This window comes from Pseudonocardia adelaidensis, assembly GCF_039543345.1.
Lineage (GTDB): Bacteria > Actinomycetota > Actinomycetes > Mycobacteriales > Pseudonocardiaceae > Pseudonocardia > Pseudonocardia adelaidensis.
Genome location: NZ_BAABJO010000024.1, coordinates 22,018 through 45,478, shown reverse-complemented (window position 1 = coordinate 45,478; position 23,461 = coordinate 22,018). Strand labels below are relative to the sequence as shown.

General features: G+C 73.4%; 22 protein-coding genes. 13 read left to right on the top strand and 9 right to left on the bottom strand.

The genetic code is table 11. The annotated features are described in order from the left end of the window. Window positions 1–83: 83 nt before the first annotated feature. Window positions 84–680, top strand: coding sequence for a class I SAM-dependent methyltransferase (locus ABEA81_RS27590; RefSeq protein ID WP_345608642.1), 597 nt, complete (start codon window positions 84–86; stop codon window positions 678–680). Continuing rightward, window positions 677–1,513: an MOSC domain-containing protein gene (locus ABEA81_RS27585; RefSeq protein ID WP_345608640.1), complete on the top strand. Its 837-nt coding sequence runs from the start codon at window positions 677–679 to the stop codon at window positions 1,511–1,513. Before ABEA81_RS27590 ends, ABEA81_RS27585 begins: the two co-directional genes overlap by 4 nt. On the opposite strand, the gene ABEA81_RS27580 is transcribed toward ABEA81_RS27585, so the two are convergent. Continuing rightward, window positions 1,503–2,024 carry a hypothetical protein gene (locus tag ABEA81_RS27580; RefSeq protein ID WP_345608638.1) on the bottom strand — a complete coding sequence of 174 codons (522 nt, stop codon included), beginning with the start codon at window positions 2,022–2,024 and terminating at the stop codon, window positions 1,503–1,505. The two genes, ABEA81_RS27585 and ABEA81_RS27580, sit on opposite strands and share 11 nt — an antisense overlap. Before the next feature lie 125 nt (window positions 2,025–2,149). Between ABEA81_RS27580 and ABEA81_RS27575 the strand changes: the two genes are divergently transcribed. Then, a complete protein-coding gene (locus ABEA81_RS27575; protein WP_345608636.1) occupies window positions 2,150–3,349 on the top strand; it encodes a sensor histidine kinase in 1,200 nt (399 codons plus the stop codon). A 189-nt stretch (window positions 3,350–3,538) separates the two neighbouring features. Here the strand turns inward: ABEA81_RS27575 and ABEA81_RS27570 are convergent, their stop codons facing one another. Next, window positions 3,539–3,973 carry a hypothetical protein gene (locus ABEA81_RS27570; RefSeq protein WP_345608634.1) on the bottom strand — a complete coding sequence of 145 codons (435 nt, stop codon included), beginning with the start codon at window positions 3,971–3,973 and terminating at the stop codon, window positions 3,539–3,541. A gap of 78 nt (window positions 3,974–4,051) precedes the next feature. Beyond that, window positions 4,052–5,263: a glycoside hydrolase family 10 protein gene (locus ABEA81_RS27565; RefSeq protein WP_345608632.1), complete on the bottom strand. Its 1,212-nt coding sequence runs from the start codon at window positions 5,261–5,263 to the stop codon at window positions 4,052–4,054. A gap of 126 nt (window positions 5,264–5,389) precedes the next feature. On the opposite strand from ABEA81_RS27565, the gene ABEA81_RS27560 reads away from it, so the two are divergent. Continuing rightward, the gene (locus tag ABEA81_RS27560; RefSeq protein ID WP_345608630.1) at window positions 5,390–6,070 is read left to right on the top strand and encodes a class I SAM-dependent methyltransferase; all 681 of its coding nucleotides are present in this window, start codon (window positions 5,390–5,392) and stop codon (window positions 6,068–6,070) included. Here ABEA81_RS27560 and ABEA81_RS27555 read toward each other — a convergent pair. Then, on the bottom strand, window positions 6,054–7,361 hold the full coding sequence (locus ABEA81_RS27555) for a lipopolysaccharide biosynthesis protein (RefSeq protein ID WP_345608628.1): 1,308 nt from the start codon (window positions 7,359–7,361) through the stop codon (window positions 6,054–6,056). The two genes, ABEA81_RS27560 and ABEA81_RS27555, sit on opposite strands and share 17 nt — an antisense overlap. Next, complete coding sequence (locus ABEA81_RS27550) at window positions 7,354–9,036, bottom strand: choline dehydrogenase (RefSeq protein ID WP_345608626.1); 1,683 nt, start codon at window positions 9,034–9,036, stop codon at window positions 7,354–7,356. The genes ABEA81_RS27555 and ABEA81_RS27550 overlap by 8 nt, the downstream gene beginning before the upstream one ends. A 212-nt stretch (window positions 9,037–9,248) precedes the next feature. On the opposite strand from ABEA81_RS27550, the gene ABEA81_RS27545 reads away from it, so the two are divergent. The 6 genes from ABEA81_RS27545 (at window position 9,249) to ABEA81_RS27520 (ending at window position 14,429) form a co-directional block, all read left to right on the top strand. After that, window positions 9,249–9,824 (top strand): dihydrofolate reductase family protein, encoded by a 576-nt coding sequence (locus ABEA81_RS27545; RefSeq protein ID WP_345608624.1) that lies wholly within the window; start codon window positions 9,249–9,251, stop codon window positions 9,822–9,824. After that, window positions 9,824–10,168: a YciI family protein gene (locus ABEA81_RS27540; RefSeq protein ID WP_345608622.1), complete on the top strand. Its 345-nt coding sequence runs from the start codon at window positions 9,824–9,826 to the stop codon at window positions 10,166–10,168. Before ABEA81_RS27545 ends, ABEA81_RS27540 begins: the two co-directional genes overlap by 1 nt. Continuing rightward, window positions 10,165–11,310 carry an RNA polymerase sigma factor gene (locus tag ABEA81_RS27535; RefSeq protein ID WP_345608620.1) on the top strand — a complete coding sequence of 382 codons (1,146 nt, stop codon included), beginning with the start codon at window positions 10,165–10,167 and terminating at the stop codon, window positions 11,308–11,310. Before ABEA81_RS27540 ends, ABEA81_RS27535 begins: the two co-directional genes overlap by 4 nt. 73 nt (window positions 11,311–11,383) lie before the next feature. Beyond that, window positions 11,384–12,793, top strand: a complete 1,410-nt coding sequence (locus tag ABEA81_RS27530; RefSeq protein WP_345608618.1) for an APC family permease — start codon at window positions 11,384–11,386, stop codon at window positions 12,791–12,793. Next, window positions 12,790–13,632, top strand: coding sequence for a class I SAM-dependent methyltransferase (locus ABEA81_RS27525; protein ID WP_345608616.1), 843 nt, complete (start codon window positions 12,790–12,792; stop codon window positions 13,630–13,632). Before ABEA81_RS27530 ends, ABEA81_RS27525 begins: the two co-directional genes overlap by 4 nt. Beyond that, window positions 13,629–14,429 carry a transporter substrate-binding domain-containing protein gene (locus tag ABEA81_RS27520; protein WP_345608614.1) on the top strand — a complete coding sequence of 267 codons (801 nt, stop codon included), beginning with the start codon at window positions 13,629–13,631 and terminating at the stop codon, window positions 14,427–14,429. The genes ABEA81_RS27525 and ABEA81_RS27520 overlap by 4 nt, the downstream gene beginning before the upstream one ends. A gap of 18 nt (window positions 14,430–14,447) precedes the next feature. Here ABEA81_RS27520 and lexA read toward each other — a convergent pair whose 3' ends face one another. The 3 genes from lexA to ABEA81_RS27505 all read right to left on the bottom strand — a co-directional run bounded on the left by lexA (window position 14,448) and on the right by ABEA81_RS27505 (window position 17,198). Beyond that, window positions 14,448–15,092 (bottom strand): transcriptional repressor LexA, encoded by a 645-nt coding sequence (gene lexA / locus ABEA81_RS27515; RefSeq protein WP_425570687.1) that lies wholly within the window; start codon window positions 15,090–15,092, stop codon window positions 14,448–14,450. 64 nt (window positions 15,093–15,156) lie between these two features. Beyond that, on the bottom strand, window positions 15,157–15,756 hold the full coding sequence (locus ABEA81_RS27510) for a nitroreductase family protein (RefSeq protein ID WP_345608610.1): 600 nt from the start codon (window positions 15,754–15,756) through the stop codon (window positions 15,157–15,159). A gap of 113 nt (window positions 15,757–15,869) precedes the next feature. Then, window positions 15,870–17,198 carry a lipopolysaccharide biosynthesis protein gene (locus ABEA81_RS27505; protein ID WP_345608608.1) on the bottom strand — a complete coding sequence of 443 codons (1,329 nt, stop codon included), beginning with the start codon at window positions 17,196–17,198 and terminating at the stop codon, window positions 15,870–15,872. A gap of 229 nt (window positions 17,199–17,427) precedes the next feature. On the opposite strand from ABEA81_RS27505, the gene ABEA81_RS27500 reads away from it, so the two are divergent. Next, window positions 17,428–19,107, top strand: a complete 1,680-nt coding sequence (locus ABEA81_RS27500) for a choline dehydrogenase (protein WP_345608606.1) — start codon at window positions 17,428–17,430, stop codon at window positions 19,105–19,107. An 18-nt stretch (window positions 19,108–19,125) separates the two neighbouring features. On the opposite strand, the gene ABEA81_RS27495 is transcribed toward ABEA81_RS27500, so the two are convergent. Continuing rightward, a complete protein-coding gene (locus tag ABEA81_RS27495; RefSeq protein ID WP_345608603.1) occupies window positions 19,126–19,623 on the bottom strand; it encodes a hypothetical protein in 498 nt (165 codons plus the stop codon). A 352-nt stretch (window positions 19,624–19,975) separates the two neighbouring features. On the opposite strand from ABEA81_RS27495, the gene ABEA81_RS27490 reads away from it, so the two are divergent. Both ABEA81_RS27490 and ABEA81_RS27485 read left to right on the top strand, forming a co-directional pair. Then, entirely contained in the window at window positions 19,976–22,468 is a 2,493-nt protein-coding gene (locus tag ABEA81_RS27490) for an ATP-binding protein (RefSeq protein ID WP_345608601.1), read from the top strand. Between the two features lie 48 nt (window positions 22,469–22,516). Continuing rightward, window positions 22,517–23,401 carry a GlxA family transcriptional regulator gene (locus tag ABEA81_RS27485; protein WP_345608599.1) on the top strand — a complete coding sequence of 295 codons (885 nt, stop codon included), beginning with the start codon at window positions 22,517–22,519 and terminating at the stop codon, window positions 23,399–23,401. Window positions 23,402–23,461: the final 60 nt, after the last annotated feature.

The following is a 23,461-nucleotide window of genomic DNA, read 5'->3' as shown; positions in this document are numbered from 1 at the left end:
AACCCCGCCGGCGCCCTCGACGTCGATCGGGCGGGCGTCTCGAACCCGCACCGAAAGCGCAGGGTGTTCCTAAGATGGCCGGGGTGCCCGTTCCCCCGCTGTTCGATGCGGCCGCCGACACCTACGACGACGACCCGCACCACCTCGCGATCGCGCGGCAGCTGGTGGCCGGCCTGCGGCCGGTGCCGGAGCCGCGACTGGTCGTCGATGTCGCCACCGGCACCGGGTTCGCCGCACTCGCCGCGCTCGAGGCCCTCGCCCCGCGGCGCGTCCTGGCGATCGACGTCTCGCCCCGGATGATCGAGAAGGGCGCGGCGAAGACGCCGTCCGACGGCCGGGTCGAGTGGCGGGTCGCGCCCGCTGTGCCGCTCGACCTGCCGGACGGAGCGGCCGACGTCGTGCTCTGCGCGTCCGCGCTGCACCTCATCGGCGCGGACGCACCGCCGGAGTGGCGGCGCGTGCTGCGGCCGGGTGGGCAGGCGGCGTTCAGCGTCCCGGTGGCCGCCGACTTCCACCCCTCCCCCGCGTTCGCGGCGGCGCTGCCCGCCGACCTCGCCGTACCGGCCGACGAGGCGGGCGCCGCCCGCATCGCCCGTGCGGTGGGGTTCGCGTCCGTGCGGGTGACGACCACCGCACCCCCGCGCCGGTCGTTCCTGGTGTTCGGGGACGTGCCGCGATGACTGCCCGCGTCGTCGAGCTGTACACCTACCCGGTCAAGGGCTGCGCAGGAATCGCCGTGACCAGCGGTTTCCTCACCCCCGCCGGACTCGACCACGACCGGGCGTTCATGGTCGTGAACGAGCGGGGCGTGTTCCGCAGCCAACGCAGGGACCCGCTGCTCGCGACGATCCGCCCGCAGGTCGTCGACGACGGCCGCGAGCTGGTGCTGCACGCCCCGGGCACCGACGCCGTGCGGGTGGCAGTGGACCTCGACGGCCCCCGGGGCCCCGTCGAGATGTTCGGCGTGCCCTACCACGCCATCGACCAGGGCGATGCGGTCGCGGGCTGGCTCGGGCGCGTGCTCGGCGAGCCGAGCCGCCTCGTGCGGGTGCCCCCCGAGCACGACCGCCTCACCGACGGCGAGACGCCCGGCCGTGCGGGCTTCGCCGACAGCGGCGCCCTGCTGGTCACGAGCCGCGCGTCCGGGGCCGAGCTGGACCGCCGGATCGGCGAACGGGGTGGGGATGCGGTGGCCATGGAGCGGTTCCGGCCCAACGTCGTGGTGGACGGGTGGACGGAGCCGCACGTCGAGGACCGGGTGCGCGAGATGTCGGTCGGCGGGGCGGAGCTGGCCTTTGCCAAGCTCGCGATCCGGTGCGCGGTGACCCTGGTCGACCAGCGCACCGGAGCGCGGGTCGGGCCGGAGCCGTTGCGCACACTGGCCGACTACCGCCGCGTCGCCACGAAGGGCGTTGCGTTCGGCACCAAGTTCTCGGTGGTCCGGACCGGGTGGCTGGCCGTCGGGGACGAGCTCGTGGTGCGCCGGTGGGCGGGCGAGTCGGTCAGCGCCTGATGAGAACGCGGCCCCACGGCTTGTAGACCGACAGCACGGTGGCGATCACCAACGACGTGCCGGAGACGAGCGGGGGGAACACCAAGCTCGACAGGTCGATGTCGACGGGCACGCCGGCCGCCAGGCGCCTGCCGGCCTCGGCGGCGTCGTCCATCGCGGGCCCGAGCAGCACGACCACCAGCGACGTCAGCACGATGTTCAGCAGCAGCTTCACCAGCACCCACCAGTGACGCACCAGGCCGTGGTGGGTGCCGGCGCCGAGGACGAGGCCGGTCACCAGGCCGGCGAGGCCGCTCACCAGGATCGGCCAGAACAGCAGCGGCATCGCCTGGTAGCAGAGCGCGGCCGCGGCGGTGTCGGACGTGAGCGGCGGGGTGAAGACGAGCACGCCGAGCATGACGTCGAGCCCGATCCAGGCGCCGACGGCGACGATGTGGGCGACCAGCACGCCCTTGCGGGTGCGGGGCCGCATCCGCCACCGGGGCCGTCCCTCGACCAGCATCCTCGCCATGAACCCATCGTGGCGGGTTCGGGCGCGCCCCGCGTCCGGGCCGGGGCGGCGGTGGGCGTGCGACCGCCGCGGTAGCGGCGCCGTCGCCGGTACCCCGCCCGGCGTACCTGGCTTACGGTGACCGCATGCGCGCAGCGGTTCGGAACGGCTGGTGGGCCGGCCCGCTCCGCACCGTCGTCCTGCCGCTGGCCGTGGCGGTCTTCACGGTGGCCGGGACGTTCCGCGCGGCCCAGATCCAACCCTTCGCGCGGCCGCTGGACGCCCCCGCCGTCGCGCTGCTCCTCGTCGGCGCGGCGGCACTCGTGCTGCGCCGCCGCTACCCCGCCGTGGTGCTCGGCGTCGCCGCCTGCGCGGCCTGGGTCTACCTCGCACTCGATTACCCGTACGGCCCGGTGTTCCTGGCCGGGCTGGTGGCGATGTGCAGCGCGGTCGTCTCCGGGCACCGGCGCAGCGCCTACGCCGTCACGGGCGTCGCGTTCGCCGGTCTGCTCGTCCTGCACCTCGTCCGCTTCCCCGACCAGCCGTTGCCGCTCTTCGGGGCCGGTGGCTGGCTGTCGTCGCTGGCGATCGTCGTCGCGGTGTGCGAGTGGTGGCGCGCCCGGAGGGAGCGGCTCGCGCAGGAGCGGCTGGCGCAGGAGGAGGCCGAGCGCAGGCGCGGCAGCGAGGAGCGGCTGCGGATCGCCCGCGACCTGCACGACTCGCTCGGCCACCACGTCAGCCTGATCAACGTGCAGGCCGGGGTGGCGTTGCACCTCATGGACGACGACCCCGAGCAGGCGCGCTCGGCCCTCGCCGCGATCAAGAAGTCCAGCGGTGAGCTGCTGCGCGAGATGCGTGCCACGCTCGGCGTCCTGCGCGGGGTCGACGAGGGCCCGCCGCGCGCCCCGGTGGCCGGGATCGCCCGCCTCGACGACCTGCTCGCGGAGAACCGGTCGGCGGGCCTGCCGGTGGAGCTCGAGGTCGTGGGTGCGCGGCGCGAGCTGCCGCCCAGCGTCGACCAGGCTGCCTACCGGATCGTGCAGGAGTCGCTGACCAACGCGCGCAAGCACGCCGGGCCGGCCGGCGCCCACGTCCGCCTGTGCTACGCCGACGACGGGCTCACCGTGCGGGTCGACGACGACGGCCGCGGCACCGCCGCCCCAGCCGAGTCGTCCGGCGGCAGCGGGCTGCCCGGGATGCGGGAACGCGCCGGCGCCCTCGGCGGCACCCTCACGGCGGGTCCGCAAGCAGGCGGCGGCTTCCGCGTCGAGGCTCGGCTCCCCACCCCCGCGGCGAGTCCTGCCCTCGAGCACGGGGAGCCCAGCATCTCGCCGCGGCGCGTCTGAACCGGGTCATGACGCTGAATCAGTACGCCACCGTCGGCGCCGGCCGGTGACCGCGTACACCAGAGCGACGTGTGGTCGGCCGGCAGGCCGAGTATCGGCTCGAGCCGCCGAATGTACTTGGTTCCGACGATCCGCACGAACACCCGAGAACCCGGTAGCTCTGGCCGAGGCGTCCCTGGATCCGTCGGCTCAACCGGCCGGGGTGAGCGCCGTGATCCACAGGTTGAGCTCGTCGCGCACCGAGCGCAGCTCCGCGACCCAGGGGGCGAGGTCCTCCACCGCGCGCACCCTGCGGTACGCGCCCGGGGTGGCCTGCCGCGGGAACGCGAGCCGCACGGCGACGTGCAGCATCTGGAAGTGGAGCAGGACGAGGTCGGACAGCCTCCGTTCGACGGACCCGTCGCCCGCGGACGGCGCGAAGTCCAGGGACCAGGTCCACAGCCGCTGGTACTCCCCCGCGACCCGGGTGCCCTCCCGGGCGACGAACTGCGCCGACTCCGCAGGCTCCGCGCACGCCTGCAGCACCGCCTCGGCCCGCTCCTGCAGGAGGATGGCCTGGTCGGCGATGGCGAGGAGGGCGAGCAGGTCGGCGAGGACGCGTTCGGGCCGGTCCTGGCTCGCCATCGCGTTCCCCCCACAGTGGTCTGGATCACGAAAAGCCTAGTGGCGAGGCACGGGCCGGACGAGTAGTGCTAGCCGGAATCAGCCGGTACCGGTGGGCGGGCAGGAGTAGTGGGTCGCGGTCACCCGCTGCATCGCCGCGGCCGCGTTCGTGGACAGCGACCGCGCGCTGAAGTAGACCTCGCCGCGCACCTCCGGGTGCTCCCGATCGAGGTCCAGGTGGGCGGAGAGCTCGCCGTCGTCCCACGCCGGTCCGCTGCCGACCTTGTACGCCGCCTGGCCGATGTAGAGCTGCACCGAGGTGCCGGCCACGGCATCGGCCCACCACGGCACGAGCACGGCGTAGTCCGCCGTCGGGTGGCCGATCTCCCAGTAGACCTGCGGGGCGATGTAGTCCACCCAGCCCTCGCGCACCCAGCGGTAGCTGTCGGCGTAGGTCGTGTCGTAGGACTGGACGGCGGCAGTGGTCGCCGACCCGCGCGGGTCCGCGGACCGGTTGCGCCAGACGCCGAACGGGCTGATCCCGAACGCGATGTCCGGGTGCAGTGCGGAGAGCCGCTCGGACACGCCCTCGACCAGCTCGTCGACGTTGTGCCGCCGCCAGTCGCCGACGTCGGAGGAGCCCCCGCCGTACGCGGCGAACGTCTTGCCGTCGGGGATCTGCTCGCCGTCGACCGGGTAGGGGTAGAAGTAGTCGTCGAAGTGCACGCCGTCGATCGCGTAGCGCTGCGCCACGTCGAGCACGACATCGGTCACGAGCCGCCGGACCGCGGGCTGCCCGGGGTCGTAGTAGAGCTCGCCGCCGTAGGCGAACACCCAGTCCGGGTGCTGCCGGGCCGGGTGATCGGGTACCAGCTGTGCCGGGTCGGCCTGCTTGCTCACGCGGAACGGGTTGAACCAGGCGTGGAACTTCAGCCCGCGGGCGTGCGCCTCCTCGACGAGGAAGGCGAGCGGGTCGTAGCCGGGGTCCTTCCCCTGTTCACCGGTGAGCCACTGCGACCACGGCTCGTACGGCGACGGCCACAGCGAGTCGGCGGTGGGACGCACCTGCACGATCACGGTGTTCAGCCCCTGCCGCTGCACGTCGTCGAGCATCGTGCGGTACTCCCGCTGCTGGTCGGCGACGGACAGGCCCGGCCTGCTCGGCCAGTCGATGTTCCCGACGGTGGCGATCCACACCGCCCGTGTCTCGCCGTCGTCGCAGCCGGCGGGCCGCTCGACCGGCCCGGCACCCCACAGCCCGAGAGCGAGCACGAGGGCGGTCACACCCCACTCCACCACCCGAGCCCGCATGATCGGTCAGTATCGGGTGTCCCGGGTCGGTCCCGCGCAACGGACACCCGGAAGTCGGGATCTTCGCCCGCGAGGGGGCCACCTGGTCGTGCGAGGCCGGGGGCCGGACGAGGGCACACTGTCCGGATGGAGCAGCGTCCGCCGACCCCGACCGAGATCGCCCGGCGGCCGGAAGCCGCCGACCCGCGCCTCGACCTGCTCGCCGGCTCCATCGACCTGCACCTCGGCCGGATCCGGTTCGTGCACCCGCGCGACCCGGCCGCCCTGCTGTACGAGGACGACGTCGCCGCCGACCAGGCCTACCCGCCGTACTGGGCGGAGCTGTGGCCGAGCGGGATCGAGCTGGCCCACGCCGTGTCGGAGCGCGACTGGACGGGCACGTACGCCGTGGAGCTGGGCTGCGGGCTGGGCCTGCCGGCCGTGGCCGCCGCGCTCGCGGGAGCGCGGGTCCTCGCCACCGACCGGTCCGCCGACGCGCTCGCGTTCGCCGCGGTGAACGCCGAGCAGAACGGCACGAGCATCGAGACCGCGCGGTGCTCGTGGGACGAGCCGGAGGAGCTCGTCGGCCGCGGCCCGTTCGGGCTCGTGCTCGCCTCCGACGTCCTGTACGGCCAGCGCAACGTGGACCAGATGCACACCCTGCTCCCCCGGCTGGTCGGCGACGGAGGGCAGGTGTGGATCGCCGACCCGGAGCGCCCGCTGAGCGGGGAGTTCCTCGACGCCGCGCGGGCGCGGTGGGCGTCGGTGCGGACCTCCCCGACCCGGTTGCCGAAGGTCTGGATCCACCGCCTCACGCGGACCGGGTGACCCGCCGCCGCGTCGCCCAGTAGCGGATCAGGATCGCGGCGGCCACCACCGACTGCCCCGCGACCAGCGCGACGCCCACCCCGGTGAGCCCCTGCGCCGGCATGAGCACCAGCGCGAGCGGGATGACCAGCACCGCGACCGCCGCGGGCACGCCGAGCAACACGGCCCGCTGCTGCCGCACCCTGGCGCCGAAGAGCGCTGCGGTGACGATGACGTTCGGGATCGCGGAGAGGGAGCTCAGCGCGAGCAACGCCGTCCCGGTCGCGGCGTAGTGCGCGCCGAAGATCGAGAGGATCAGCCCGGCGCCCGGGACGATGACGAGCGCGGCGGGCAGGATCAGGGCGAGCGACCTCGTCACCGTGCTGCGGCGCGCGGCGTCCAGCGCCTCCGGGTCGGCCGCCACGTGGGCCACGAGCGACTGCCCCATCCCGTGCGACACGAGGTACAGGCCGTACGCGATCGCCCACGCGACGCCGAACGTCGCGGCCTGCTCTGCACCGAGCGTCACGAGGACGAGCAGCGGCAGCCCGAACTCGACGGCGTTGGTGAACAGCCCGCCGGTCCAGTCGGCGGACACGAACCGGGCGACGGCGCGGGGCCGCACCGGCGATCCGGTGGGCGGCTCCCCTGGTGCGGGCGCCGGCAGGACGCGCAGCAGGTACCCGGTGATGCCGAGCACGATCAGCGCGGTGGCCACCATCCACGACACGGCGATCGCCCCACCGAACGCGACCAGTGCCCCCACCCCGAGCAGCGCGATCTTCAGCAGGGAGAACACCAGGTTCTCCAGCGGCACGAGCGTGGCCCGCTTGACCGCGGTGAGGACGTAGTCCTGGATGACGAACACCGTCCAGACCGGCGTGGACAGCACGAAGAACGCCGTCAGCGGACCGCCGCCGACCCCGTGCTGCAGCTCCGGCGCCCACCACCCGGCCCCGAGCGCGAAGATCCCGCCCGCGACGGCTGCGACCACGACGCCGACCGCGTAGCAGGTGAACACGAGCCGCCGGGCCGACCGCCCGGCGACGGGCACGAACCGCAGCAGCGCGTTGCCGAGGTTCAGCTGCGCGCCCACCGCGATCAGGGTCATCGTGGAGATCAGCGTGTTGTTGATCCCGACGACCTCCGGGGGGAACAGCCGGGCGGCCACCACCCAGTAGAGCAGCCCGATGACCGAGGTCAGCCCCGAGCTGAGCACGAGCGCGAGCCCGTCGCGGTGCTGCGGGGCGCTCCAGCCGGCGAGGACGCCCCGCAGGCGGCCCGCCAGGCCCGGCGCCGCCGCGTCAGGCATCGCCGGCGTCGGCCCCCGCGGTGTCGCTCGCACTCGCGGGCACGGCGGGGCGCTCCGGCGCGAGCGGGCTGTTGCCCATGACGATGTCGGCCGCCTTCTCCGCGAGCATCAGCGTGGGCGCGTACGTGTTGGCATTGATGATCGACGGGAACGCGGCCGCGTCGACGACGCGCAGACCCTCGACCCCGCGCACCCGCATCGTGGCCGGGTCGAGCACCGCGTCCTCGTCGGCCCCCATCCGCGCCGAGCACGACAGGTGCAGGCCGGGCTGTCCGGTGCGGGTCACCCAGTCCATGACCTCGTCGTCGGTGCGGACATCGGTGCCGGGCAGCCACTCGCCGCCGTCGAGGTGCTTCATCGCGGGCTGTCCGAGCAGCTCACGGGCGATCCGGACGGCGGCGAGCCACCGCGTGCGGTCCTCGGCGCCGGAGAGGAAGTTGAGCTGCACCGCCGGGTGCGTACCGGGGTCGGTGGAGGTGATCCGGACGGACCCCCGCGCCTCGGAGCGCATCACCTCGACGTGCATCTGGTAGCCGTGCTGGTCGACCGGCATCGACCGCTCCTCGCTCTGCATCGCCAGCGGGGCGAGCACGAAGAACAGGTCGGGGTAGCCCTGCTTGGGCGAGGTGCGGACGAACCCGCCGACGCGCATCGGGTTCCACGCGCCCGGGCCCCGACCGAAGAGCAGCGCCTCGCCGACGATCTTCGGCCAGTTCGACTTGCGGCGGACCGCCGCCATCGACACCGGCTGCAGGCACATGTGCTGGATGTGCACGGCGTAGTGGTCCTGCAGCGAGCGCCCGACGCCCGGCAGGTGCTGCACCACGGGCACGCCGAGCTCCTCCAGGTGGGCCCGGTCCCCGATCCCGGACAGCTGCAGGATCTGCGGCGAGCCGATCGCCCCCGCGGCCAGCACGACCTCCCGCGCCCGCGCGAGCGTCTCGGTGCCGTCGTGGCGGTACCGCACGCCGACCGCGCGCCCGCCCTCGATCTCGACCTTCCCGACCAGCACGCGCGTGCGGACCTCGAGGTTGCTGCGCCCGCGCACCGGCCACAGGTAGGCCCGCGAGGCGGACTCCCGCCGCCCGCCGCGCACGCCCTGGTCGAGCGGCGCGAAGCCCTCCTGCTCGGAGCCGTTGGTGTCGTTCAGGACCTTGTGCCCGGCCTGGCGGACCGCCTCGAAGAACGCGTCGAAGATCGGCCCGTCGGTCGGGCTCGGCGCGATGGTGTGCGGGCCGCTGCGCCCGCGGAAGTCGTCCTCGGCCTCGCCGACCCGCCGCTCGAGCCTGCGGAAGTAGGGCAGGCAGTGGGCGTAGTCCCACTCGTCGGTGCCGGTCTCCTGTGCCCACCGGTCGTAGTCCGCCCGGTTGCCCCGGGTGTAGAGCATCCCGTTGATGCTGGTGGAGCCGCCGAGCACCTTCCCGCGCGGGTGCTCGATCCGCCTGCCGGACAGCTGCGGCTCGGGCTCGCTCACGTAGCGCCAGTCGTGTGCGGCGCTCCCCACCGGCATGCCCATGGCGAGCGGCAGGTGGACCGCGAGGTCCCACCAGTAGTCCGGCCGGCCCGCCTCGAGGAGCAGGACCCGGGTGTTCGGGTCCGCGCTCAGCCGGTTGGCGAGCACGCAGCCTGCGGCGCCACCACCCACGATCACGAAGTCGTACGTCTGCTCGGGCATGGTGGGGCTTCGCACCTCGGTTCACGGTCTCGATCGGACGGCCGTCAGGCTAGCCGTGGAGCCTGAAAGCAGACTGTGAGTGGCCGCCCCGCGAACGCCCGCCGACGAGCGCGTTGCGCCCGGCTGCATGTGACCGGCGCCACAGAACCAGGCTGTCCCCTCCTCCGGATCCGTTCGTCGCCCTCACGACAACACCGACCGAGGAGGACGGTATGGGCAAGGTGATCGTGATCTCGTTCGTCACGCTGGACGGCGTCGTGGAGGACCCCGACGGCTCCGGCGGCACGCCGCAGGGCGGCTGGGCGTTCCGGTACGGACCGGAGGCGACGGCGGGCGACAAGTTCGGGCTGGGCCCAGTGCTCGACACGGGCGTGATGGTGCTGGGCCGCACGACGTGGCAGCTCTTCTCCCGCATCTTCGGGCCCCGCACCGACCCGTTCTCGCAGAAGATGAACGCCATTCCCAAGATCGTGGCGTCGCGCAGCCTCGAGCGCGCCGACGGCTGGCAGGGCTCGACGGTGCTGCAGGGTGGGCTCGACGTCGAGGTGGCGCGGCTCACGGAGGACCGGGACGTGGTGGTCCCGGGAAGCGCGAGCGTGGTCGACCACCTGGCCGCGCGCGACCTGGTCGACCAGTACCGCCTGCTGGTCTTCCCCCTCGTGCTCGGCCAGGGCCGCAGGCTCTTCGCCGACGGCACCGCGCCCGTGGACCTGGAACTCACCGGCACCGAGGCCCTTGGCCCGGCGCTGCGCCTGGTGTACGACCGGCACAACATCAAGGAGAGCTGATGCGGTACGCACTGCTGATCAACGAACGTCCGGGCGCCACCGACTCGCACGACGAGCACGAGCGCGCCGCCGTCACCGCCGAATACATGGCGTTCCACGACGACCCGCGCGTGACCGGTGGGGAGCGGCTCCAGCCTGCGGAGACCGCCACCACCGTCCGGGTCGCCGGGGAGGAGGTGCTGCTGACCGACGGCCCGTTCGCCGACACCAAGGAGATCTTCGGCGGATTCTTCCTGGTGGACGCGCCCGACCTGGACAGCGCGCTCGAGCTGGCCGGGAGGGTTCCGGCGCTGCGGTTCGGCGGGTCGGTCGAGGTGAGGCCCCTCGTCGAGTACGGCCGGTGATCGACGAGATCTTCCGGGCCGAGTGGGGCCGGGTCGTCGCCTCCCTGGTCGGCTTCTGCCGCGACGTCGACGTCGCGGAGGAGGCCGCCCAGGAGGCGTTCGCCCTGGCCTCGCAGCGCTGGGCACGCGACGGGCTGCCCGACGAGCCGCGGGCGTGGCTCGTGACCGTCGGGCGCAACAAGGCGATCGACCGGCTCCGGCGCGAGCGCCGGCACGCCGAGAAGGTTCAACTCCTGCCGCCACCTGCGGAGACACCGATGCCCGCCACCGCGATCCCCGACGAGCGACTCGAGCTGATCTTCCTCTGCTGCCACCCCGCGCTGGCGCCCGAAGCGCGGGTCGCACTGACGCTGCGTGCGCTGGGCGGGCTGGACACCGCGGAGATCGCGCGGGCCTTCCTGGTCTCCGAGGAGACGATGAAGCGCAGGCTCACCCGGGCCCGCACGAAGATCAAGGCCGCGGGGGTCCCGTTCGCGGTGCCCGGGGAGGACCTGCTCCCGGCCCGCCTCGGCACCGTCCTCGCCGTGCTCTACCTGATCTTCAACCAGGGGTACGGCGACCAGCGCGTCGACCTGGCCGCCGAGGCGATCGACCTGGGCCGCATGCTGGTGCGGCTCCTGCCCGGCGAGCCGGAGGCGAGCGGCCTGCTGGCCCTGATGCTGCTGCACGACGCCCGCCGCGACGCGCGCACCCGCGACGGCGAGCTCGTCCTGCTGGCCGACCAGGACCGCTCCCGCTGGAACGCCGCGCAGATCGCGGAGGGACGCGCGCTGGTGCGCGGCACCGACGGTCCGTACGCCGTGCAGGCCGCGATCGCCGCGCTGCAGACCGAGGACCCGATCGACTGGGCGGCCGTCGCCGACCTGTACGCCAGGCTCGGGGAGCTCACCGGTTCCGCGGTCGTCGAGCTCAACCGCGCCGTCGCGGTGGCCGAGACCTCCGGCCCGGGCGCCGCGCTGGCCGTCGTCGACGCCGTCGCCCCCGATCTCGACGGCTACCGATACCTGCACTCCACCCGCGCCGAGCTGCTGCGTCGCCTCGGTGACCCGGCCGCGGCCCGCACCGCCTACCGCCGAGCGCTCGACCTCACCACCACGGACCCCGAGCGACGGTTCCTCGAACGCCGCCTCGCGGAACTCTGAGCACCGGAGGTCTGGTCCGCAGGCCGGAGAGATGTGATCATCGGCTCCCCCGGAAGAGGCAGAGGAGCCGCCCGTGTCGGATCGCGAAGGAACCGCATTCATCAAGGCTCTCGGGCGCTGGGACACCATCGCGGTCGGGTTCGGCGCGATGATCGGCTTCGGCTGGGTCGTACTGGTGGGCGGCTGGCTGGAGGATGCCGGCACGCTCGGCGCTGCGCTGGCCTTCGTCGCGGGTGGCCTGGTCATGACGCTGGTCGGACTGGCGTACGCCGAGCTCGTCGCCGCGATGCCGCGGGCAGGCGGCGAGCACAACTACGCGCTGCGCGCCATGGGCTCGCGGCCGGCGTTCGTGACGTCGTGGGCGATCGTGCTGGGCTACGTCTCCGTGGTCGCGTTCGAGGCCGTCGCGCTGCCGCAGACCGTGCTCTACCTCGCCCCGGACATGCTGGCCGGACGGCTGTGGTCGGTGGCCGGGTACGACGTGTACGCGACCTGGGCGCTGGTCGGGGTCGTGGGCGCCGTGCTGATCACCGCGATCAACTACATCGGGATCCGCCCGGCGAGCGTCGCGCAGACGATCGCGGTCGCGTTCCTGCTCTTCGTCGGGCTCGTCCTGCTCACGGGCATGTTCGTCGGCGGGGAGGCCCACCACTTCGAACCGTGGTTCGCCGGCGGGCTGGCCGGGTTCGTCTCGGTGCTCGTCGCCACCCCGTTCCTGTTCGTCGGCTTCGACGTGATCCCGCAGTCGGCCGAGGAGATCGACCTGCCGCACCGGCAGGTGGGCAAGCTGCTCGTCGTCTCGGTGCTGATGGCCACGGCCTTCTACGTCGTGGTGGTCCTCAGCGTCAGCTCGGCGCTGCCACACGGCGAGCTCGCCGCGGCCGAGCTCGCCGCGGCCGACGGCATGACCGCGCTGTGGGACACCCCCGTGATGGGCACCCTGCTCATCCTCGGCGGCATCGCCGGCATCCTCACCAGCTGGAACGGGTTCCTCATCGGCGCGAGCCGGATCATCTACGCGATGGCCGAGTCCGGGATGCTCCCGCGCTGGTTCGCCTACGTGCACCCGCGCTACCGCACACCCACCCACGCGATCCTCGTGATCGGCGGGCTGTCGGTGATCGCGCCGCTGTTCGGGCGGCAGATGCTGGTGTGGCTCGTCGACGCGGGCGGGATCAACATCGTGGTCGCGTTCCTCCTCGTCTCCCTGTCGTTCCTCGTGCTGCGCAGGCGCGAGCCGGACATGCCGCGCCCGTTCCGGGTGCCGGCAGGGCCCGTGGTGGGGTGGGCGGCCGTGGTGCTGAGCCTCGGGCTCGCGGTCCTGTACCTGCCCGGGATGCCGGCCGCGCTCGCCTGGCCGGCCGAGTGGACGATCGTCGGGATCTGGTGGATCGTCGGCCTGTGGTTCGTGCTGCGACTGCCGCGGGTCGGCGCCGGACCGCAGGCGGAGGAGCGACTCATGGAGGCGACAGCGCGACGATGACCGGCATCCATCCCTCGAACGCCGACGCCGCCACCGCGTGGGACGGGCCCACCGGCGACTTCTGGGCCGACAACGCCGACATGTTCGACTCCGGCGTCGCCCGCTACATGCCGCCGTTCCTGGACGCAATGGAGATCGAGCCCACCTCCCACGTGCTCGACGTCGGCTGTGGCAACGGGCTCACCACGCGCGAGGCGGCCCGGCGGGCCGCGGCCGTGACGGGAGTGGACCTGTCCGCCCGGATGCTCGACATCGCGCGCAGGCGCGCCGCGGCCGAGGGCCTGACCAACGTCACATTCACGCAGGCCGACGTGCAGGTCGCCGACCTCGGCGAGGCCCGCTACGACCGCGTGATCAGCCGCAACGGCGTGATGTTCTTCGGCGACCCGGTCGCGGCGTTCGCCAACCTCGCCCGCGCGCTGAAGCCGGACGGCCGGATGGTGCTGCTGGTCTGGCAGACCATGGCCGACAACGCGTGGTTCACCGCGTTCCGCCGGGCGGTCGCCGTCGGCCGGGACCTCCAGCTGCCCCCGCCGGACGGTCCCGGCCCGTTCGCCCTCGGCGATCCGGACCGGGTGCGTAGCCTGCTGACCGCCGCCGGTTTCGCCGAACCGGAGCTGCGGGGAGTCCGCGAGCCCACGTACTACGGCCGGGACGTCGCGACGGCCCATCGGTACGTGTCGGAGCTGGTCGGTGGACTGATCACCGAGCTCGACGACGCCGGACGCGCCGAGGCCACGGCCGCGCTGCGCGCCGACCTGGAAGAACACCTCGGACCCGAGGGAGTGACGTACCCTGCGGCGATGTGGATCATTACGGCCCGCAGGCCGGAGGCATGATCGCCCGGATAGTCGGGGGCGCCCTCGCCGCGGTGGCCCTCCTCGCCGGATGCTCGGCCGAGCCCGCGACCGCCCCCGACCCAGCCCCGGCGCAGAGCGTGCTGGACGCGGTGCTCGCGAACGGTGAGGTCAAGGTCTGCAGCACCGGCGACTACCGCCCGTTCACCTACCTCGACGCGGGCACCGGGCAGTGGGAGGGCATCGACGTCGACATGGCGGGCGACCTCGCCGCGAAGCTCGGCGTGCGGCTCACGCTCGTGAAGACCACGTGGGGCACGCTCGTGGACGACCTCGGCCGGACCTGCGACATCGCCATGGGCGGCATCTCCGTCACCACCGACCGCGCCGAGCGGGCGTTCTACAGCGACCCCTACCTCGTCGACGGCAAGACGCCGATCACCCGCTGCGAGAACGTGGCCCGGTTCCAGACGGTGGAGCAGATCAACCAGCCCGGGGTGCGGGCCGTCGTGAACCCCGGGGGCACGAACGAGCAGTTCGCCAAGACCAACCTGACGCAGGCCACCATCGTGCCGCACCCCGACAACAACACGATCTTCGAGGAGATCCTGGCCGGCCGGGCGGACCTGATGATCACCGACGCCACGGAGACCCGGTGGCAGCAGCACCAGCACCCCGAGCTGTGCGCCGTGCACCCCGATGCGCCGTTCACGTTCTCCGAGAAGGCCTACCTGCTGCCCCGGGGCGACGTCGTCCTGAAGGAGTGGGTGGACGGCTGGCTGCACATCGCGCTGAACGACGGCACGTACACGCGCTTCGCGCAGCCGCGGCTCGGCTGAGGCTCAGACCGCTCGCACTCACACGCTGCGCAGCACCGAGACGATGATGCCCAGCACCACCGCCTCGTCGCCGTCCATCACGTCGTAGGCCGGGTTGCGCGGCTCGAGGAAGACGTGGCCGTTCCGGCGGCGGTACACCTTCACCGTGGCCTCGCCGTCGATCATCGCGGCCACGATCTGGCCCGAGTACGCCTCGGACTGCTGGCGCACCACCACGGTGTCGCCGTCGCAGATCGCGGCGTCGATCATGGAGTCGCCGCGGACCCTCAGCGCGAAGACGTTGCCGCGCCCGGCGAGCTCGCGGGGCAGCGTCAGGACGTCGTCGACGTGCTCCTCGGCCAGGATGGGCGTGCCCGCCGCGATGTCGCCCACCACGGGCACGGGGACGGAGTCGCCCGCATCCGCGGCCTGCGGCTCCTGCAGGAAGGCGCGCACGTCGATCGGCCGGGCGACCGCCGTGCCGCGCCGCAGGAACCCCTTCTCCTCGAGGCTCGCGAGGTGCTTCGACACCGACGAGGCCGACCGCAACCCGACGGCATCGCCGATCTCCCGGGTGCTAGGCGGATACCCGTGCCGCACGACGAAGTCCCGGATGGTGAGCAGGATCCGCTGCTGCCGCAAGGGCAGCGAGGAAGCATCCAGGAGATCGAACACGCAGAGGATGATCGCACCGTGGATCCGTAGTGCTGTTCAGCGGGCCGGAAATCAGCAGTACGGATCCACAGTGCTACCAGCTGCCTCGGTGGACCACTTCGTCCACCTTCCTGCGGCCCCTTCTCAGGGATGGGGAGCGCACGTCTTCCTCTCCCCGGTAGCCCACCGATATGCATCCGATCGGGCGGTACTCCTCCGGCACCCCGAATGCGTCCCGGAACGTCGTCGTCCGATCGGGCGGGATGCCGAAGAAACAGGCGCCCAGCCCCTCGTCCACCGCGGTGAGCAGCATGAGCAGCGCGGCCATGCCGGCGTCGATGTCCCAGTAGGGCACCGGCCAGCGGCGCTCGTCGCGGTCGGTCCAGCCCTTGTCCGGTTCGGCGTACCGGTCCAGGTACGCGGCCTTGTGCGACAGCGGCACGACCAGCAGCGGGGCGCGGCGCATCCGGGTGAGCCAGCGGTCGGGCGCGCCGCCGCCGGTGGTTGCGGCCCAGAACCGCTCCCGCTCCTGCGGCGACTCCAGCACCAGGAACGCCCAGCCCTGGCTGAACCCCGCGGACGGCGCCCGGATCGCGTGCTCCAGCAACCGCTCCCGCACCTCGGGCGGGACGGGTCGGTCGGGGTCGTAGTCCCGAACCATGCGGCGGCGGCGAACGACATCGGCGAACTCCACGGGGGTACCCTGCCGCACCCGCTGGGGTTGCGGTGGCGGCCGTCCCCCGACCCGGCGGCATGCCCGCCGGCGGTGACCGAAACCGGCACCGCGGGGACTCGGCAACATCGGCGTCACGCCGTTTCGGGCGATCTCGCCATCCGCCTGCGCAGCAGGACCGCGGCGGCCACCACGCACTGGGCGCCGAGCCACGCCCACCCGGCGCCGGTGATCCCCATCATCGGCACCAGGACGGCGGTGCCGATCATCACGAGCGCGCAGAGGGCGGCGGGCTGTCCGACCAGCACCGAGCGGCGGCGGCTCACGCGCGCCTCCCAGACCGTGGAGTTCGTGACGACGTTGGGGATCGCCGACAGCACCAGCAGCGCCAGCAGCAGCGTTCCGGTCTGCGCGTAGGTGCCGCCGAACACCCACAGGATCGGGTAGGACGCGAGGGCGGTGACGGCGGCGCCGGGCACGATGAGCGTGAGCGCCTTGCGCTCCATCCCGCGGCGGGCGCGGTCGGCTCCGGCGCGGTCGGCGGCGGCGTTGTGGGCCACCATCGACTTCCCCATGCCGATCGCCACCAGGTAGAACGCGAACGCGATCTGCCAGACCACCCCGTACACGGCCGCGCCGTCGGGTCCGGCCAGGTTGATCACGACGAGCGGGAGGCCGAAGACGGCGGCCTGCCAGAAGATGTTCCCCGCGTAGTCGGCGCCCACGAACTCGCCGAGGTCCCGCACCGTGACCGGGTGGACGACGGTCGGGGGCGCTGCCGTGCGCACCGCGCGGACCAGCCAGCTGGTGACCACGAGCACGACGAGCAGGGTGGCCACCACCCACCCGACCGCGATCCCGCTCCGCATGGCGAGCCAGGCGCCGACCGCCAGCAGCACGACCTTGAGCAGGGAGAACACGAGGTTCTCCCACAGCACGAGGTCGGCGCGCTTGATCGCGGTGAGGGCGGCGTCCTGGAGGACGAACACCGTGTACAGCGGCGTGCTGATCACGAAGAAGCCGATCAGGGCCGGGTACCCGACGGCCGCCACGAGCTCGGGCGCCCACACGCCCGCGCCGAGCGCGAACGCGAGGCCGAGCACCGCCGCCACCCCGATGCCGACGGCGAAGCACCCCGCGACGATCCGGCCGCGCCGCTCGGCCACCGGGACGAAGCGCAGGATCGCGTTGCCGAGGTTCAGGTGGGCGGCCGAGCCGAGGAGCGTCATCGCCGAGATCGCCGTGGAGTTCAGCCCGACGGTGGTGGGGTCGAACAGGCGGGCGGCGAGCACCCAGAACAGCATCCCGATGCCGGACGACGCGGCCGAGCTGAGCACGAGCGCCATCCCGTCGCGGTGCTGCGGGGCACGCCAGCCGTCCTTGGCCGCGCCGCTGAGCGACAGGGGTGCGGTCACGGCGTCGAACTCCACGGTGGGGGCGTCGAGCTCAGGGGGTGGCGGCACGCGACCCATCATCCGGACGTCCCCCGACGTGACCGCATGCAGGTCGTGCCTCCCCCGAACAGCGCCAACGTGGCGTCTATCGGGACCGGCGGCCGGGTCGTTAGCCCGCCGGGTCGGCTGTCCGCCGCGCCGTGGCCCCGTGTACCGTCCTGCGCCGTCAAGAGCCACTGCACACCCGAACGAGTGACACCGGGCGCCGTGGCCGGCACGTTGCCATGAGGGGGGCGCAGTGACCGACTCGTTCGATCACGTCATCGTCGGTGGGGGTTCGGCGGGTTCGGCATTGGCGAACCGGCTCTCGGCGGATCCGGCGCGGCGCGTGCTCGTGCTCGAGAGCGGCCGGCCCGACTACTCGTGGGACGTGCTGATGCGGATGCCCGCGGGCATCGCGTTCACCCGCGGCGTGAGCTTCTACGACTGGCGTTACCGCAGCGAGCCCGAGCCGGGGCTGCGGGGCAGGCGGATGAACCTGCCCGCGGGCCACATGCTGGGCGGCACGAGCAACCTGTACGGGATGCTCTACCAGCGCGGCAACCCGCTGGACTACGAGGGCTGGGCCGCGCTGCCCGGCATGCAGAACTGGGGCTACGCGCACGTCCTGCCGTACTTCAAGCGCATGGAGGACGCCGAGGTCGGCGGGCCCCTGCGGGGTCGCGGCGGCCCGCTGACGGTGCAGAAGGGGCGCCCGGGCAACGTCCTCTCCCAGGCGTTCCTGCTGGCCGCGCAGGAGGCCGGGCACTACGCCACCCCGGACGTCAACGGGTACCGGCAGGAGGGCTTCGGGACCCTCGACCACAACATCCGCAAGTCCCGGCGCTGGTCGGCCACCCGCGCGTACCTGCGTCCGGCGATGGACCGGCACAACCTGACGGTCCGCACCGGCACGACCGTCTCGAAGATCATGTTCGACGGCACCCGGGCGGTCGGGGTCGAGTTCGTGGACCGGAGCGGGCACGTGCACCACGTGCTCAGCCGCGACACCATCCTGTGCGCCGGTGCGATCAAGAGCCCGCACATCCTCCAGCTCTCCGGGGTGGGGGACGCCGCGGCGCTGGAGTCGGTGGGGATCCCCGTCGTGCACCACCTCCCCGGGGTGGGGGCGAACCTGCAGGACCACCTCGCGATCCAGATCCAGCACTCCTGCACCAAGCCGGTGTCGTTGCAGCCCACCGCGAACCTGAAGAACGCGCCGTGGATCGGGGCGCAGTGGTTGTTCCTGCGCAGCGGCCCGGGCGCGACCAACCACTGGGAGGCCGGCGGCTTCGCCCGCAGCAACGACAAGCTGGCCTTCCCGAACCTGATGTACCAGTTCCTCCCGTTGGCGTCGAAGTCGTACCCGACCTCGCCCACCGGGCCGCACGGCTACCAGGTGCACGTCGGGGTGATGAACTCCGACTCGCGCGGCAGCATCACGCCCACCTCGGCGAGCTGGCGCACGCCCCCGGCGATCCAGTTCAACTACCTGACGGCCGAGAAGGACCGGCGGGACTGGATCGACGCGGTGCGGGTCACCCGGGAGATCATGGCGCAGTCGGCGCTCGCCCGGTACGACGGCGGCGAGGCCGCACCCGGCCCGGACGCCCAGACCGACGACCAGATCTGGGACTGGGTGGTCACGAACGCCAAGTCCGCCATGCACTACTCCGGGACCTGCAAGATGGGCACCGACGACCAGGCCGTGGTCGACCCGGACACGATGAAGGTGCGCGGGCTGGACGGCGTGCGCGTGGTGGACGCGTCGGTGATGCCGGTCGTCACCAACGCCAACACCTACGCGCCGGTCATGGTGATCGCGGAGAAGGCCGCCGACATCATCCTCGACCGCCCGCCGCTGCCGCCCGACCACACCGAGTACTTCCGGCGCGACCAGTCCCGGACCACCGAGCTGCGGGTGGCCACGCCGGACTGAGACGGCCGAACCGGGACCTCAGTCCCGTTCACCCTCGAAGGGCAGGATGCGGGCCCACTGCTCCCGCACCTGCTCCTCCACCTCGCCCGCGTCGCCCGCGCCGTCCGGCGGCACCACGGCGAGGTCCGGCTCCCCCGGCCCGCGCTCCTCGGCCATCTCCAGCACGGTGACGAACACCTGGGCGCACGCGAAGGCGTGGTCGACGTTGCTCTTGACGCCTGCGTAGCGGGCGTCGTCGAGCTCGAACGCGAGCGGGTAGATGCGGCGCAGCACGGTGACCAGCTCCCGCGCGGAGCCGAGCGCACCGTCGTAGTCGCCGACGAGCGGGGCGCGGATCGTCAACGCGTCCATGAAGGCGCCCTCGAGGTCGCGGGCGAGTACCCGCACCCGGAACAGGGTGGCGTCGGCCTGGTCCTGGGCGAGCAGGAGGCAGTCCTCGAGCTCGGCTGCCACTTCGAGGGCACGGTCGAACGTGCCGTTCAGGAGCACGCTGAGGGATCTGCGACGCCCGGCCACGGCGGCGACTCTACCGAGAGTCCCAGCTCGGACCCAGGGAGAACTCTGAGGAGTCGCCGGGAGCGGTCAGCGGGAGGGAGGCGGCCCACCCGGACCGCCCGCTGGTGCGCTGCCGGCGGCCGGCCTGGTGGTGGTGTCGACGGCGGCCGTGAGGGACACCGGGTAGAGCCCGGTGCTCGACGCGCCCGCCTGCGGCTCATCAGGGTCGTGATGTCGAACGCGAGGCCCTGGTCGACGACCTCCTCAGGGGCCTCCCTGTGCGCTTCCTGTCCACTTCCTGTGACGGCGGCGACCGGGTGCCGATCGGGTTACGACAGGATGGGGTTCCCCCGGCCGCGCGACGAGGAGGACCGTGGCGGACCACCGGACGAGCGACGTCGGCTCCCAGGACACCGGGCAGCTGCTGCGGAAGTGGCGGGAGCGCGCGCTGCTGACCCAGGAGCAGCTCGCCGCGCGGGCGGGCCTGTCCGTGCGCTCGATCCGCCGGTTCGAGCGCGGGGGCGCGGCCCAGAGCACCTCGATCCGGCTGCTCGCCGAGGCCCTCGGGCTGAGCCCCGACGAGCGCGCGATCCTCGTGGCGGCGAACCGCGAGCCCGTTCCGGACCGGTTGCGCCAGCTCCCGGGCCCGTCCCCGCTGTTCACCGGCCGGGAGCCGGAGCTCGCCGACCTCGACCGGGCGGCCGACCCGTCCCGGCTCGTGATCGCCACGATCGCCGGCATGCCCGGTGTCGGCAAGACCGCACTGGCGGTGCAGGCAGCCCACCGGGTGGCGTCGCGTTACCCGGACGAGCAGATCTACCTCGACCTGCACGGCTACGACCGGGCCGGTCGCCCGGTGGAACCGGGTGATGCGCTCGACCGCGTGCTGCGCTCCCTCGGCGTGCCCCCGGAGCAGATCCCGGCCGAGCCCGACGACCGCGCGGCGCTGTACCGCAGCAGGCTCGCCGGTCACCGGGCCCTGATCCTGCTCGACAACGCGGCCACCGAGGAACAGGTGACGCCGTTGCTCCCGGGGACGGCCGGAAGCCTCGTGCTCGTCACGAGCAGGCGCCTGCTCACCGGCCTGGACCACACCCACGCCCTCTCCCTGGACCTGCTCCCGCTGCCCGACGCCGTCACCCTCTTCACCCTGGCGGCGGGAGAGGAGCGGGTGCGCACCGAACCGCCCGCGCGGCTGGCCGAGCTCGTCGAGCTGTGCGGACGGCTCCCCCTCGCCGTGCGTATCGCCGCCGCACGGCTGACGGCACGCCCGTCCTGGCCGGTCGCCCGCCTCATCGACCGCCTGCGCCGCTCCGAGCTCGAGGCGGGCGAGCGCAGCGTCACGGCCGCCATCGACCTGTCCTACCGGCAGCTCTCCGCCGAGCAGCAGCGCGCCTACCGGCTGCTCGGACTCCACCCGGGCGCCGATCTGACCGCGCACGCGGCCGCCGCGCTGCTCGGCACGAGCCGGCTGCAGGCCGAGCGGCTGATCGATCAACTGCTCGACACCCACCTCCTGCAGGAACCGGCCCCCGGCCGCTTCCGGTTCCACGACCTGGTCCGCACCCACAGCACCGCCAGGGCGGACGCCGACGAGCCCGAGCCGGACCGGCGGGCCGCGCTCACCCGGTTGTTCGACCACTACCGCCACAGCGCCGCCGTCGCGATGGACACCGCGTACCCGTACGAGCGTGCGCGCAGGCCCGACGTGCCCCCGTCCGGCGAGCCCGCGCCCGTGCCCACCGACCCGGCCGCTGCCGCCGCGTGGCTCGACAGCGAGCTCCCGACCGTGCTCGCGGTGGTCCGGCAGGCCGCCGACCACGGCAGTCCCGGCCACGTCCACCACCTCGCGGCGATCCTGCACGTCCACGTCGTCGGCCGGGGCCGGTACGCCACCGCGGAGGCCCTCCACGAACAGGCGCTGGCGGTCGCCCGCGCCACCGGCGACCGCGCCGCCGAGCAGCGCGCGCTGGCCGACCTCGGGCGCACGCACCTCAAACAGGGCCGCAACGAGGAGGCCGCCGACCGCTACTCGCTCGCGCTCGCGCTCGCCCGGGACACCGGCCACGTCGCCGTCGAGATGGACGCGCTCCTCGGCCTCGGCCAGTTCCACCTGCTCCGGGGCCGCGGCGCCCAGGCCGCCGAGCACCTCTCGCACGCCCGGCGGCTCGCCCACGACACCGGCCACCACATCACCGAGCTCAACGCCCTGATCGCGCTCGGCTGGCTGCACCGCCAGCTCGGCGACTACGAACAGGCCTTCGAGGCCTTCGGGCAGGCGCGGAAGCTCGCCCACGACACCGGCAACAGCAGCAGCGAGGCCGACGCTCTGGCCGGGCTCGGCTGGCAGTACCGGCAGCAGGACCGGCCCGGGGACGCCATCGCCTGCTTCGAACGGGCCCACCGGATCGCCCACGGGATCGGCAGCCGCCACGGGGAGCTCAACGCGATGATCGGCCTCGCCGCGGCACAGCGGGTGCTCGGTCTGCACGATCAGGCCGGCGAGACCTACCGCGCCGCGCTGGCGCTCGCCCGCGAGATCGGCAACCGGAACCTGGAGTTCGAAGCACTGCAGGGGATGGGCCGCCTCCACCTCGCCGCCGGTCGTCCCGACCAGGCCCTCGACTGCCACCGGGACGCGCTCGAGGTCGCGACCGGACTGCAGCAGGCCGCCGACCAGGCGAACGCGCACGACGGGCTCGCACACGCCTTCGCGGTCCTCGGCCGGCGCGAGGACGCACGGCGGCACTGGCGGCAGGCCTTGGCCATGCTCACCGAGCTCGGCGCCGAGAACACCACGGACGGCGAGGTCACCACGGCGGGCATCCGGGCCAACCTCGGAGCGGACCGCTTGGCCGGTAGCTGACCGGCGAATGGCCTGGCCCCGCTCCGCCGCGTCGCGGAGAGTCGCCCCGTGCCGGGAGAACGACACGTTGCGGAGCACGTCGTGGCGGTGCTGGCGACGCCCGCCGCGTCGATCGTCGAGCTGGGAACGCCCGCCGACGTACTCACCCACCACCGGTACGCGGTGCGGTACTGCGCGGTCGAGCCGGGCGTCGTCCCGCTCGCGTCCGGGTTCTCGGTCGAGGCGGTCCACGGCCTCGACGTACTGGCCGCCGCCCACACCGTGATCGTCCCGGGAGGGCCAGGCCGGCCGCTCGACCCGCCGCCGGCGACGAGCCACGCGCTGCGCACCGCGGCCGCCCACGGCGCCCGGATCGCCGCGAGCGGCTCGGGCGCCTTCGTCCTGGCCGCGGCGGGCCTGCTCACGGGTCGCCGGGCGACCACCCGCCACGACCTCGCCGACGACATGCGGCGCCGGTTCCCGCGGGTCGTCGTCGACATCTCCGCACCCACCGTCGTCGACGGCGGCATCCGCACGTGCGCGGGCGGCCCGACGACGGGCGAGATGTGCCGGGAGCTCGAGCGGCACGACGACCGGCCCACCGCCGACGACCTCGCCGACGTGATCGAGTGGGCCACGGCACGCCTCGCGCAGCCCCTCAGCCTCGCCGACCTCGCCCGAGCCGCGCACGTGAGCTCGCGGACCCTCGCGCGGCGCTTCGAGGCCGCGTTCGGCACCTCCCCGATGCAGTGGCTGCTCGCGCAGCGCATCCGGCGCGCCCTGCACCTCCTCGACACCACCTGCGAACCCGTCGAGCGGATCGCCCGGATGACCGGCTTCGGCAGCACGAGCAACTTCCGCCTGCAGTTCACGCGCGCGACCGGGGTGTCCCCGCAGGCCCACCGGCGCGCCGCGCGCGAGCGGGACGACCTCGGCGCGCGCAGCGCCGGGTAGCCGGGCTCCCGCGCGCGTATCATCCGTCGGCGCTCGCGCCTCTTCGTCCGCCGGACGACC

Excerpts from the sequence above, each read along its gene's own strand:
- ABEA81_RS27585 (WP_345608640.1), top strand. The coding sequence starts at position 677 with ATGACTGCCCGCGTCGTCGAGCTGTACACCTACCCGGTCAAGGGCTGC.
- ABEA81_RS27580 (WP_345608638.1), bottom strand. The coding sequence starts at position 2,024 with ATGGCGAGGATGCTGGTCGAGGGACGGCCCCGGTGGCGGATGCGGCCC.
- ABEA81_RS27575 (WP_345608636.1), top strand. The coding sequence starts at position 2,150 with ATGCGCGCAGCGGTTCGGAACGGCTGGTGGGCCGGCCCGCTCCGCACC.
- ABEA81_RS27570 (WP_345608634.1), bottom strand. The coding sequence starts at position 3,973 with ATGGCGAGCCAGGACCGGCCCGAACGCGTCCTCGCCGACCTGCTCGCC.
- ABEA81_RS27565 (WP_345608632.1), bottom strand. The coding sequence starts at position 5,263 with ATGCGGGCTCGGGTGGTGGAGTGGGGTGTGACCGCCCTCGTGCTCGCT.
- ABEA81_RS27560 (WP_345608630.1), top strand. The coding sequence starts at position 5,390 with ATGGAGCAGCGTCCGCCGACCCCGACCGAGATCGCCCGGCGGCCGGAA.
- ABEA81_RS27555 (WP_345608628.1), bottom strand. The coding sequence starts at position 7,361 with ATGCCTGACGCGGCGGCGCCGGGCCTGGCGGGCCGCCTGCGGGGCGTC.
- ABEA81_RS27550 (WP_345608626.1), bottom strand. The coding sequence starts at position 9,036 with ATGCCCGAGCAGACGTACGACTTCGTGATCGTGGGTGGTGGCGCCGCA.
- ABEA81_RS27545 (WP_345608624.1), top strand. The coding sequence starts at position 9,249 with ATGGGCAAGGTGATCGTGATCTCGTTCGTCACGCTGGACGGCGTCGTG.
- ABEA81_RS27540 (WP_345608622.1), top strand. The coding sequence starts at position 9,824 with ATGCGGTACGCACTGCTGATCAACGAACGTCCGGGCGCCACCGACTCG.
- ABEA81_RS27525 (WP_345608616.1), top strand. The coding sequence starts at position 12,790 with ATGACCGGCATCCATCCCTCGAACGCCGACGCCGCCACCGCGTGGGAC.
- ABEA81_RS27520 (WP_345608614.1), top strand. The coding sequence starts at position 13,629 with ATGATCGCCCGGATAGTCGGGGGCGCCCTCGCCGCGGTGGCCCTCCTC.